Origin of the sequence: Alcaligenes faecalis, from assembly GCF_041521385.1 — a bacterium.
GTDB classification, from domain to species: Bacteria; Pseudomonadota; Gammaproteobacteria; order Burkholderiales; family Burkholderiaceae_B; genus Alcaligenes; species Alcaligenes faecalis_E.
In genome coordinates this window covers 3,632,857-3,644,060 of the sequence record NZ_CP168006.1, presented here as the reverse complement: position 1 = coordinate 3,644,060, position 11,204 = coordinate 3,632,857, and the positions used below count along the sequence as shown (strand labels likewise).

The following is an 11,204-nucleotide window of genomic DNA, read 5'->3' as shown; positions in this document are numbered from 1 at the left end:
GATCATGTCCTATGCTTAGCCATAAAAAACTGGTGTTTGGCATCACTGGCGGCATCGCTGCTTATAAAACCGCCGAGCTTTTGCGTCGCAGCCAGGACCTGGGCGCCCGAATTGATGTGGTCATGACCGAATCAGCCACGCGCTTCATCAGCCCGGTCACCTTTCAAGCCTTGTCGGGCCGTACCGTCTACACCGATCTGTGGGATGCGCGTGTTCCCAACAATATGGCCCACATCCAGCTTAGCCGGGATGCTGACGCCATCTTGATCGCCCCCGCCAGCACCAACTTCATGGCCAAGCTGGCCAACGGCTTGGCCGACGATTTGCTCAGCACCTTATGTATTGCTCGGGGCCATTGCCCCCTGTTGATCGCCCCAGCCATGAACCGGGAAATGTGGCTACATCCAGCGACCCAGCGCAACGTCGAACAACTGCGCCGCGACGGCGTGTATATTCTGGGCCCCGGCAGCGGCGACCAGGCCTGTGGTGAAACCGGCGATGGCCGCATGCTGGAACCGGCCCAACTGCTGGCAGAGCTGACTGCCTTCTTCCAGCCCAAGCTGCTGCCCGGTAAACGCGTCCTGATCACCGCTGGCCCGACCAGCGAGCCTATCGACCCGATCCGTGTCATCAGCAACCGCTCCTCCGGCAAGATGGGCTACGCCATTGCCCGTGCGGCTCAGGAAGCGGGTGCGCAAGTGACCCTGGTCTCCGGTCCCGTTGCACTGGAAACGCCTTACCAGGTGCGCCGCATCAACGTAGAAACCGCCCGTCAAATGCACGCCACTGTCATGTCCCAAGTTGATGATGCCGATATCTTTATCAGCGTCGCCGCGGTAGCAGACTGGTACGTCAGCAATGCCAGCGACATCAAGATCAAAAAAACCTCCGAACAAGCCACGCCAGACCTGCAATTCAGCCCCAACCCCGACATTCTGGCCGAGGTTGCTGCGTTGAAAAACGGTCCTTTCTGCGTCGGCTTTGCCGCCGAGACCGACAACTTGATCGAACACGCCCAGGCCAAGCGCCAGCGTAAAAATGTGCCCTTGCTGGTTGCCAACCTGGCCCAGCGCGCCATGAACGCCGACGACACCGAACTGGTGCTGTTTGACGAGCAAGGTCATAGGCACTGGCCCGCCCAGGATAAACTGCTGGCGGCGCGCCAACTGGTGCAAGACATCGCCCAGCGGCTGTAAACCCTTTTCTCTTTTATGACGACGGGCAGCGCGAAAGCAGGTACGCTGCCTCTTTTTTTTTCAGGATACCGTCTATGCACCGCCGTATTGAAGCCCGCATCGTCAATGACTTGTTGGGCACGACCATTGAAGCCCCCAGCTACGCCACGGACGGCTCGGCCGCCATGGACCTGCGCGCCTGCCTGAGCGAAGCCGTTACCCTGCCCGCAGGCGGCCGTACGCTAGTTAAAACTGGCCTGGCCATCAATATGATGGATCCGGGTCTGGTGGCCATCGTCGCCTCGCGTTCGGGCCTGTCGCTAAAGCACGGCGTGCGTGTTGCCCAAGGCATTGGCGTGATTGATGCCGACTACCACGGCGAAATCGGCGTGATCCTGGCCAACGACAGCGACCAGGATTATGTGATCCAGCCCGGTGAGCGTATCGCCCAATTAATGTTCCAACCGGTGGTGCAAGTGGCACTGCAATTTGTGAACGAGTTCTCTACCGAGACCGAGCGCGGTGCAGGTGGCTTTGGTAGCACGGGCAAAAACTAAGCAATAAAGCGGGAGAAGGAGGCGATGCAGAACACCTTGGCACAACACACATCGCTCCTTCCAAACTGTGTTTTAAATACGTAGCAGCACCACGGTTCAGACTTACCCAGGCCAATTTCGGAATTCAATGCCCTCTCCAAAAACTAGTAATTCCAAGGCTGAATTACCCACCTCAAATAAAACGGCGGCTCAGCTCCACCCGCGCAACCGTCATCGGGGCCGTTACGACTTTGACGCTCTGATCAAAGAAACGCCTGAACTGGCTGCATTCGTTTTTGTGAACCCCTACGGTGATCAAAGCATCAATTTCGCGAATCCGAATGCCGTCAAAACCCTGAATCGTGCCCTGCTAAAGAGCTTCTACGGCGTCACGCATTGGGATATCCCTGCCAATTACCTGTGCCCTCCCATCCCGGGTCGAGCCGATTACGTGCACTATCTGGCCGATCTGCTGGCCAACAGCAATAAGGGAGCCATTCCCCGTGGTGAGGCAGTACGCGTCCTGGATATTGGCGTAGGTGCAAATGCCATCTACCCGTTGATCGGCCATGCCGAATATGGCTGGCAGTTTCTCGGTTCGGACATTTCCGCCGATGCGCTGACTTCTGCACGAAGCATTATTCACGCGAACCCAGGCTTGTCGGCCGCAATCAAGCTACGCCAGCAGAAATCCCCCAGGCATATTTTCAAAGGTCTGCTGGGCGCGAATGATTACTTTGACCTGACACTGTGCAACCCGCCCTTCCATTCCTCGCAGGAAGAGGCAGCAAGCGGTAGCCAACGTAAATGGCGTGGCTTGGGTAAAGCCGCACCCAAGCACAATGCTCCTGTGCTGAACTTTGGTGGGCAGAATACGGAGTTGTGGTGTGAAGGTGGCGAGGCGCTTTTCATCCGCCGCATGATAGAAGAAAGCGTGACCGTAGGCGGGCAAGTGTTTTGGTTCAGCACCTTGGTGTCCAAAGCATCGAATGTACCCGGTGTATTAAATGCCTTAAAGAAGGCCAAGGCGGTTAAAGTCAAAACCGTAGAAATGACGCAGGGACAAAAGCAAAGCCGCTTCGTAGCTTGGACTTTTCTTGATGCTAAAGAGCAAGAGGTTTGGCGCAAGGCGCGTTGGCGGTAGGCGCGTATCAAGTCGGGATGCTCGATACGCTGATGGCATTAGCTGCTATCAGCTGCCAACGCCAAGACCCCGACTCCCTACCTTTCACCAAGCAACGACTTCCAACAAACACCAACCCTAGCGAGCAAACGGATCAATCGTCGGATGGGGATTACCGATCAAACAGCACAATGCCAATCTGTTTTTTTGTTGTGTTCCCTGATGTGCTGTTAGATGTAGTCGATACAGCCTTACCGCTCATGGTGTGCCCCTTCATGGTTGAAACTTAATAACTTAGATCGTAGCTCGTACCAAACCACCATCAATAGATAAATTCTGACCCACGGATAAAACCTGCGGCCTCGCTGCACAAGAAGGCACATGCAGCACCAAACTCGCTCGGCGTTCCAGCACGCCCTGCAGGTACTAAGGCAATCAAGGTCTCTACCACAGGCCCCAGCTCCAGGTTTGTCACAGGCGAGCGGAGAGAAACCGAAGCGATATTGACAATACGGCCAAAGCGGCAACAATCCATTTAGCTGCAATGTCTGTAGATGCTTCAATCTGCCTGGCGGATTCTTGTAGCTTGTGTTTGTTGCGGGATTTATTTTTAATCACTGACACTTTAAATAAAAAAGTGAACAATTAATTTTTCTATTTATTCAACGTAGAGACACATTCTTTTGGTTACTATTCTGTCTGCTTTCGGTCAGAATCGGCCAGCCGCGCTGGGCAAAAAAACCTGAGGTGGGCGGTGATCCCAATTAATAAATTTATTCCCCTCTTCGAACTGAGAACATCATTCGGCCCTTCGTCATCGGTAGCAAGACTGACTGTTCAGCGCCCCTCCGAAGGGCGCCACAGTCAGCAGGCAGATTGAGAGCCTGATTGAAACCGCCAAAGCCAACGGCTAGGAGCCCTGCGCCAAATTCTGGAACATCTGCCTATTGCGCGCAGTGTTAAGGTGCTACAAAGTGCTGCTAGCGTCGGGCCCGGCGTCCTGAAGAACACCTTCCGGTAAGGAAGAGAGCTATGGAGCGTTTACCGTCAGACCTCTGTAAACGCTCCGTGGTTGTTATATTTTCTCACCACGCAACCGCGTATACCTACAATCACAAGGAAGTAGATGTGCATATTTCTATAATTTCTCAACCATTTACACAGCTTGGCAACGAAATTACGAACTTACTGCAGTCCAATGTATTTCAAGAAGTCAGGTTTGTATCGGCCTTTGTGGGCTTGCGTTCAGTTCTTAGATTCAAAGAGTATCTAGCTTTTCAAAACCAAAATTACGCTGAAATAAAATTTTTGATCGGCATTGACCTGGGTGGAACCAGCCAAGACGTATTAAGCGAACTTATACAATGGAATGCTCAAACTTACATAGTTCACAATCCAATTCCTAGATCAACCTTTCACCCTAAATTTTATTATTTCAAGGCACATAACAGAGCTGTGTTGTTTATCGGCTCCAACAATTGGACAGAAGGTGGGCTTTATACCAATTATGAAGTATGTACACGATATGACTTCGATTTACCAAATGATAACCAATACCTAGCTGATTTAATGAAACCACTGCAACCATATTTTAACCTTGCCCGGCCAGACGTTGCACAGCTAACACCAGAGCTCATACAGACGTTAAGTGCCAGAGGCATGATCGTCAATGAAGCGGAAGCACGTCGACGGAGAAATCAATCCATAGCTACTCCCAATGAACTTGACACCCCGCCAAATCCATTCCCCCCCGTTCCAATAACAATGCCACCAAATCTGCCATCCTCAATTCTTAATACCGAACAGCGAATTGCGCCGTTCACTCCACAGATGACGCATCAATACAACCAATCAATATTACCGCCCGTGCCTAGTGGGGCTTTGGTTTGGCAAAAAGTTCTTTCCGCTAGTGAGGCTCTCCAAATTTCGAATGAAGGAACAAATCCAGTTGGCGGCATTAGGCTTACTCAGGCACGTTTTGCAGATGCAAACGGACGGATCGACCAAACGAGGTATTTTCGAAACCTTTTTGCCGATTACCATTGGGAACCCGAAATAGGTAGGAACAGAAACTCGACGCAAGAATTCGCAACTGTCCCCATGCGCGTGATCATCCGAGGCATCGATTATGGAGTGCAAACGTTCGAAGTTAGCCATAAACCAGATGGTGAAGCAGGCCAGAACAACTACACAACAATCATCCGGTGGGGGCGCTTTTTTATGGAACGAATTCCCAGTCTACACCTTACAGGTGCAACCCTTTCACTTTATGCGACATCCAGCTTGGAAGTAGGCTTCTTGATGGTAATCGCATAAAGTTCAGAGTCGAATGCTATGGGGCTTCCGCAACTGGCTCGCTGGAGGCCCTATGCCTTCTGTCACGCAGCATTCGCCACCCATCTAGAATCCTGATTTGGTCCTTGGTAGAAATACCCAGTGCACCCAAAATTTTTTCTCCCTGTTGTGCTAGCACGTCATGGGTTGGAAGACGACGAATATCTTGGTCTAGCTCATTAATATTAATGCACACATCTGGGGTCGGAATTACTAGTTTATTTATTTCAGATGGAATTAACTCCAACACACCACCACCATAATGACGGCTTTCTAACTCCGCGCTTAGTGCTGTCAGTGGATTTACAAAACATGAAACCAGGTGTTCGGCTGCTATCCCATACGATTTAATACGATAGGCAGTATCGGTTGTATAGGCACGCAGCTTGTTCAATATCAACCTGGGCGTATTATGCGAACGCTTTAACATGCCAATTTCAGTAGCATGTACAGATGGTACTGTGAACCAAGGCGATCGAATCCGACACTTGTAACGTTTATGCAACTCATCTGACTCACCCTTTGTGATATATGCCCGAGCATTTAAATCCAAGTCGCTACTGCCATCTTTGAACCATATAAAATTTGTGGGCGAACCTTTTTCGGAATTAAATTTATGCTGCTGTTCATCATAAATAATGCCCGGGCAATGTTCGCTCCGGCCAAACATTGGGTGCGCCCATTTATGAAGACCGTAGGCCTCTACAGTGTCATCAGGAACCAGAAAGAACTTATTTGCACCCGTAACGATGCCGACTTCTACTTTTGCTATATCTCTAAATCTGTGGACGTCGTGATGACCGCAGATTTCATTAAACAGCGACCTAGTTTCAGTGTCTAGTAACGCTCTCGTCCACTTGCCTACCACCGTTTCCCCGTTGATAGCCTTGGGACAATCGAAGACTGCGCGGGGGGCCAGTTTTGCGAAGTTTCTCCCCTTAACCGGATAGATACCAAGGCCTTCCGCGACATCCTCAGCGTGAGCCTTCTTTTCAGCCATTAGTATGACGGCACCTTGTAAAGTCCCTTCAAACCACAATTCTTCTGGGTCTACGATTATGATACGTCGGCATTGCTGCCCTAGATATGACCGAAGGGACTGCGCGTGAGTGACGTGAATAATTTCGGCTGGCACAACCATGGCCAAACGGCCACCTGGGCGTAGCATACTGAAAGTGGCCAAAACGAACGGTACCCACGCGTTAGTATGCTTGGTAAACGGCAAATCTAACGCTTTGAAAATATGCTCAGCATTGTCTTGGAACGGTTCTGGGAGATATTGATAACGAATGAAGGGGGGGTTTCCTAGAACCGCATCAAAAGTTTCAACATTTCGCCCAATGCGTGGCACTGCCCACCCTAAAAAATCTTCATTGTGTACGCGAAAGGCCCTCAGTCTCGCAGTACTGCCTCTCTGGACTGCCTTAGCAGCTTCTACTGGCTCCAACTCAAACGCTGTCAGAGTCGCTTCTTGAACGGATTCAACACTCGAAACCGCTTGGAGAAATACCCCATCGCCACAGCTGGGTTCCAAAAGTCGAGCGGGCTTAATTTCAGCCACCCAACGTGCCAAAAACAAAGCAAGATCATATGGTGTGTAATAACCACCGCGTAGTTTTTGGGCGGTTTCATTTTCTATAAAATTCATTAACTATGCCCTTGATGGTCGTCTGTAGCTGGTGACCCGAGGTTTCGATTCAAACTAGCAGCGTTCTTCGCTTTCAATCCGCGTGACTTACTGGCGTTATAATCAATGCGGTTCAGCACCGCGGAATAATCGACCCCATGCTCAGCCAGCTCAGCGAGTAGTGCCGAAATGATTGCAATATGCGCAGGGACCTCACCAGTAACAGCGTGATTAGTAACGGAATTGGGATTCTGCTTAAGCAAACGCGCAAATCCCTTTACCGTGATCCCAGCCTTCCCAAGCTGCCTTCGGAATTCTTCGTAGGTCATTCCCAACACCTCGCTTATCCATAGCTGAATCATCTCACACATTAAGCCATGTGCTAAATAAACCTTTTAGTGTGTAGAGTACATGTATTGATGTGCGGGCGCCAGCATTTTTAAGGGTAGAGCCCGCCATACATCTGCATGAACAAGCCAACGACAAGGTTCAAATTGAATGGTGGCGTGCTCGTCGATGCCGAGCTCGGAATAGGACATAAGTGAAGAGGAGGCTGATTTATTTATCGGGACCACCGTCCGTTTCCGGCCACTTCGGGTCGAAAACAGACACCTATACGTCAATCTGCGCTACTTATAAGACTTAGCACAAAAAAAAGCCAATCGGCTTTGGGCTGATTGGCTTTTCCTCCAAACCTGAATCCTACCTAAGCAGCAAAATCCTCTTCCCCCAGATATGCCGCTCTCACCTTCGGGTCATGCAGCAACTGCGCAGCCGGGCCTTCCAGGATAATCTGGCCTGATTCCATCACATAGCCTCGATCCCCCAGTTCTAAAGCCAGTCGCGCATTCTGCTCGATCAGCAAGATCGTCACGCCTTCTTTGGCAATCGTCTGGATCAATTCAAAAATCCGTTCGACCATGATGGGAGCCAGACCCATTGAAGGCTCATCCAGCAGCAGCAATGAAGGCCGGGAAATCATGGCCCGTCCCATTGCCACCATCTGTTGCTCCCCACCGGATAAGGTCCCTGCCGATTGTTTTTTACGCTCCGCCAGACGCGGGAACAAGGTATAGATACGGTCGATATCCTGGCGCACTTCGTGGTGGTCCTTGCGGGTATACGCCCCCATGGCCAAGTTTTCTTCGATCGTCAGTTGCGGAAAAATCCCCCGCCCTTCCGGCACCATAACCACGCCACGGCGCACCAGTTGGTGCGATGGCAGGCCAATGATGCTCTCGCCTTGATGTTCGATCTGACCCGCAGCCGCAGGCACCAGGCCTGTGATAGCTCTCAGCGTGGTGCTTTTACCGGCGCCGTTCGCTCCGATCAGGCAGACCAGCTCTCCTTTGCCCACTCGTAAATCCAAGCCACGTACCGCCCGGATGCCGCCATAAGCCACATCCAGACCCCGAATATCCAACATCAACGGTTCTGTGCTCATGCCTTTTCCTCTTCAACGTTAACACCCAGCTCTTTGGCGGCACCTGCACCCAGATAGGCTTCAATTACGCGTGGGTTATGTTGGACTTCGGCAGGTTTGCCTTCGGCCAGCACTTTGCCGTACTCCAGCACCAGAACTCGATCACACAGGCCCATGACCAGCTTCATATCGTGTTCAATCAGCAAGACGGTAATGCCGTCACTACGGATTTTTTCAATCAATTGGCGCAGGACGACGGTCTCGGACGGGTTCATGCCAGCAGCGGGTTCGTCCAGTGCCAGCAGCATAGGATCGGTTGCCAATGCACGGGCAATTTCCAGGCGACGTTGGTCGCCGTAGGACAAGGAGCGCGCAATCTCGTTGGCGTGCTGGGCGATACCGACGTACTCCAGCAGCTCGTAAGCACGGGCTTCAATCTGCTCTTCTTCCTGACGGGTAGCGCGGTTACGCAGCACCGCCCCCAACACGCCCGCACGGGTGCGGACGTGGCGGCCAATCATGACGTTTTCCAGGGCTGACAGGCTGCCGAACAAGCGGATGTTCTGGAAGGTACGCGCAAAACCGGATTCAGCGATTTGATGGGGTTTGCAATCGGTCAGGTTGCGACCGGCAAAGGTGCAGCGACCGGACTCGGGGATATACAAGCCCGTCATTACGTTAAACAGCGTGGTTTTACCCGCGCCGTTCGGGCCGATCAGACCGTAGATATCGCCCTTGCGAATGCTGAAGCTGACGTCGGACAAGGCCTGCAAACCGCCAAAGCGTTTGGACAAGCCTTCTGCCTGCAACAGCACCTCGCCGTCTTTTACGTGTTGGTTCATGGTCAGACTCATGCTTGCACCTGCTTCATTTTGCGTTCACGACGGCGCACGGCCGAGGGCCACAGGCCTTCAGGGCGATAGATCATGACCAGTACCAGGGCAAAGCCAAACAACAGCATACGGATGCCGTCCGGATCCAGAATCACGTCGCCAAACACGCTTTGCTGCAAGGGCACTACGACGGAACGCAACAGTTCGGGAAATACGGAAAGCAGCAAAGCACCCACAATCACACCAGGGATATGGCCCATACCACCCAGCACCACCATGCACAGCACGGAAATGGACTCGGTCAGGCTAAAGCTCTCTGGGCTAACGAAGCCTTGCATGGAAGCAAACAAGCCCCCTGCCACGCCACCAAACGTCGCACCCATGGCAAAGGCCAGCAGTTTGACGTTACGGGTATTGATGCCCATGGCCTTGGCAGCGATTTCGTCTTCACGAATGGCCTCCCAGGCACGGCCAATACGGGAGTGCTGCAGGCGCACGCAGATGAATACAATCAACAGCGTGATCAGCAGGAGCAAGTAATAGTATTTCTCTGGCCCGGTAATCCGTATGCCAAACAGGGTTTCTGCCTTGCCGAAAATAAAGTCACCAATCTTGAAGGTATCGATCCGGTTGATCCCTTGCGGGCCGTTGGTGATATTGACGGGCGCATCCAGGTTGTTCATGAAGATGCGGATAATCTCACCGAAACCCAGCGTCACAATGGCCAGATAGTCGCCTCGCAAGCGCAGCACCGGAAAACCCAGTAGCACACCGAAGACCGCCGCCAAGGCGATACCGGCTGGCAGCACCATCCAGAACGGCAAATGCAGACCAAAATGTGGCGAGGCCAACATGGCCCAGACATAGGCCCCAACGGCATAGAAGGCGATATAGCCCAGATCCAGCAAACCGGCAAAGCCCACCACAATGTTCAGGCCCAGGGCCAGCATCACATACAGCAAGGCAAAGTTCAGTGTGCGGACCCAGCTTTGACCGGCCATCCCCAAAACAAAAGGCAGAATGGCCAGCACCACACCGATAAGAAGCGCACCGACCCAGACTTTAGCCGGTGTTGCGGGACGCTGTTTGGAGCCAGCGCCACTTAATGTTTGATTCAAACTCATGCGCGATCTCCCACACGTTCACCCAACAGGCCCGAGGGACGGAAAATCAGCACCAAGATCAGCACGATAAAAGAGAACACATCCTGATAGTTACTGCCAAAGACCCCATTGGTCAGGTCACCGATGTAGCCTGCGCCCAGAGCTTCGATCAAGCCCAGCAGCAAGCCACCCAGCATGGCGCCACCCAAATTACCAATGCCACCCAAAACAGCGGCGGTAAAAGCTTTCAGGCCCAGCATGAAGCCCATCGTGTATTGGGCAACACCGTAGTAGGTCACGATCATGACGCCTGCAACAGCCGCCAAGGCCGAGCCAATCACAAAGGCAGCGGAGATCACCGTATTGATGTTCACCCCCATCAGGCCGGCCACTTCCCGGTTCTGGGCGGTAGCACGCATGGCCGTACCCAGACGGGTGCGGTGCACCAGCACCATCAGGCCAGACATGATCGCAGCGGCACCGACAATAATCAGAATTTGCAGCAAGCTGATGCGTGCTTCGCCCAACTGGAACACCATGGGCTCAATAATGTGCGGGAAGCTCAGGTAGTTACGCCCCCAGATCATCATAGCCAGATTCTGCACAATGAAAGACACACCGATAGCCGTGATCAGTGCCGCCAGACGGGGAGCACGTCGCAAGGGACGATAGGCATAACGCTCGGCGGTCCAGCCTATGCCCATGCAAACCGGGATAGCGGCCAAGAGGGCCAGCCCCACCATCAACCAGGCGGACAAGCCTGCCGGGTCCGCACCGACCAGCGACAACACCACTGTCGTAGCCAACATCGCCCCAACCATGACGACATCACCATGCGCAAAATTAATCAGGCCAATAATTCCGTACACCATGGTGTAGCCCAGCGCCACCAGCGCGTAGACACTGCCCACGGTCAGGCCATTTATGAGTTGTTGTATCAGGATTTCCATAGATTGGGACTCGTGGTCATTGCTCCCTGCCCTGGCGCAGGGCGACAGAACAGAGAGCGTGAGCCTGCCAAACACAGGCCACGGTAAAGATGAGCCCCGA

10 protein-coding genes and 1 pseudogene are annotated in these 11,204 nt (G+C 52.7%); 4 read left to right on the top strand and 7 right to left on the bottom strand.

From position 1 onward, the window contains the following. The first annotated feature begins 11 nt into the window (after nucleotides 1-11). The 3 genes from coaBC to rlmF all read left to right on the top strand — a co-directional run bounded on the left by coaBC (nucleotide 12) and on the right by rlmF (nucleotide 2,855). The gene (gene coaBC, locus ACDI13_RS15760; protein WP_316991123.1) at nucleotides 12-1,196 is read left to right on the top strand and encodes a bifunctional phosphopantothenoylcysteine decarboxylase/phosphopantothenate--cysteine ligase CoaBC; all 1,185 of its coding nucleotides are present in this window, start codon (nucleotides 12-14) and stop codon (nucleotides 1,194-1,196) included. 74 nt (nucleotides 1,197-1,270) lie between these two features. After that, on the top strand, nucleotides 1,271-1,732 hold the full coding sequence (dut, locus tag ACDI13_RS15755) for a dUTP diphosphatase (RefSeq protein WP_123049011.1): 462 nt from the start codon (nucleotides 1,271-1,273) through the stop codon (nucleotides 1,730-1,732). A gap of 127 nt (nucleotides 1,733-1,859) precedes the next feature. Then, on the top strand, nucleotides 1,860-2,855 hold the full coding sequence (rlmF, locus tag ACDI13_RS15750) for a 23S rRNA (adenine(1618)-N(6))-methyltransferase RlmF (protein WP_316991124.1): 996 nt from the start codon (nucleotides 1,860-1,862) through the stop codon (nucleotides 2,853-2,855). Nucleotides 2,856-3,128: 273 nt separating this feature from the next. Here the strand turns inward: rlmF and ACDI13_RS15745 are convergent. Continuing rightward, a pseudogene (locus ACDI13_RS15745) lies at nucleotides 3,129-3,261 on the bottom strand (SDR family oxidoreductase); the annotation flags it as partial. Between the two features lie 605 nt (nucleotides 3,262-3,866). Between ACDI13_RS15745 and ACDI13_RS15740 the strand changes: the two are divergent. Then, nucleotides 3,867-5,150, top strand: a complete 1,284-nt coding sequence (locus ACDI13_RS15740) for a phospholipase D family protein (RefSeq protein ID WP_316991125.1) — start codon at nucleotides 3,867-3,869, stop codon at nucleotides 5,148-5,150. 16 nt (nucleotides 5,151-5,166) lie between these two features. Here ACDI13_RS15740 and ACDI13_RS15735 read toward each other — a convergent pair whose 3' ends face one another. The 6 genes from ACDI13_RS15735 to ACDI13_RS15710 form a co-directional block, all read right to left on the bottom strand. Continuing rightward, on the bottom strand, nucleotides 5,167-6,816 hold the full coding sequence (locus ACDI13_RS15735; RefSeq protein WP_316991126.1) for an N-6 DNA methylase: 1,650 nt from the start codon (nucleotides 6,814-6,816) through the stop codon (nucleotides 5,167-5,169). Continuing rightward, on the bottom strand, nucleotides 6,816-7,124 hold the full coding sequence (locus ACDI13_RS15730) for an XRE family transcriptional regulator (RefSeq protein ID WP_316991127.1): 309 nt from the start codon (nucleotides 7,122-7,124) through the stop codon (nucleotides 6,816-6,818). Before ACDI13_RS15730 ends, ACDI13_RS15735 begins: the two co-directional genes overlap by 1 nt. A 377-nt stretch (nucleotides 7,125-7,501) precedes the next feature. Next, on the bottom strand, nucleotides 7,502-8,239 hold the full coding sequence (locus ACDI13_RS15725; RefSeq protein WP_316991128.1) for an ABC transporter ATP-binding protein: 738 nt from the start codon (nucleotides 8,237-8,239) through the stop codon (nucleotides 7,502-7,504). Then, nucleotides 8,236-9,072, bottom strand: a complete 837-nt coding sequence (locus tag ACDI13_RS15720; protein ID WP_316991129.1) for an ABC transporter ATP-binding protein — start codon at nucleotides 9,070-9,072, stop codon at nucleotides 8,236-8,238. Before ACDI13_RS15720 ends, ACDI13_RS15725 begins: the two co-directional genes overlap by 4 nt. Continuing rightward, entirely contained in the window at nucleotides 9,069-10,175 is a 1,107-nt protein-coding gene (locus ACDI13_RS15715) for an ABC transporter ATP-binding protein (protein WP_372372513.1), read from the bottom strand. The genes ACDI13_RS15720 and ACDI13_RS15715 overlap by 4 nt, the downstream gene beginning before the upstream one ends. Continuing rightward, nucleotides 10,172-11,104 (bottom strand): branched-chain amino acid ABC transporter permease, encoded by a 933-nt coding sequence (locus ACDI13_RS15710; RefSeq protein WP_094196387.1) that lies wholly within the window; start codon nucleotides 11,102-11,104, stop codon nucleotides 10,172-10,174. The genes ACDI13_RS15715 and ACDI13_RS15710 overlap by 4 nt, the downstream gene beginning before the upstream one ends. Between the last annotated feature and the right edge of the window lie 100 nt (nucleotides 11,105-11,204).

Bases quoted from the DNA above. Each gene is read 5' to 3' on its own strand.
- coaBC (WP_316991123.1), top strand. From the start codon at position 12: ATGCTTAGCCATAAAAAACTGGTGTTTGGCATCACTGGCGGCATCGCT.
- dut (WP_123049011.1), top strand. From the start codon at position 1,271: ATGCACCGCCGTATTGAAGCCCGCATCGTCAATGACTTGTTGGGCACG.
- ACDI13_RS15715 (WP_372372513.1), bottom strand. From the start codon at position 10,175: ATGAGTTTGAATCAAACATTAAGTGGCGCTGGCTCCAAACAGCGTCCC.
- ACDI13_RS15710 (WP_094196387.1), bottom strand. From the start codon at position 11,104: ATGGAAATCCTGATACAACAACTCATAAATGGCCTGACCGTGGGCAGT.
- rlmF (WP_316991124.1), top strand. From the start codon at position 1,860: ATGCCCTCTCCAAAAACTAGTAATTCCAAGGCTGAATTACCCACCTCA.
- ACDI13_RS15725 (WP_316991128.1), bottom strand. From the start codon at position 8,239: ATGAGCACAGAACCGTTGATGTTGGATATTCGGGGTCTGGATGTGGCT.
- ACDI13_RS15720 (WP_316991129.1), bottom strand. From the start codon at position 9,072: ATGAGTCTGACCATGAACCAACACGTAAAAGACGGCGAGGTGCTGTTG.
- ACDI13_RS15740 (WP_316991125.1), top strand. From the start codon at position 3,867: ATGGAGCGTTTACCGTCAGACCTCTGTAAACGCTCCGTGGTTGTTATA.
- ACDI13_RS15735 (WP_316991126.1), bottom strand. From the start codon at position 6,816: ATGAATTTTATAGAAAATGAAACCGCCCAAAAACTACGCGGTGGTTAT.
- ACDI13_RS15730 (WP_316991127.1), bottom strand. From the start codon at position 7,124: ATGACCTACGAAGAATTCCGAAGGCAGCTTGGGAAGGCTGGGATCACG.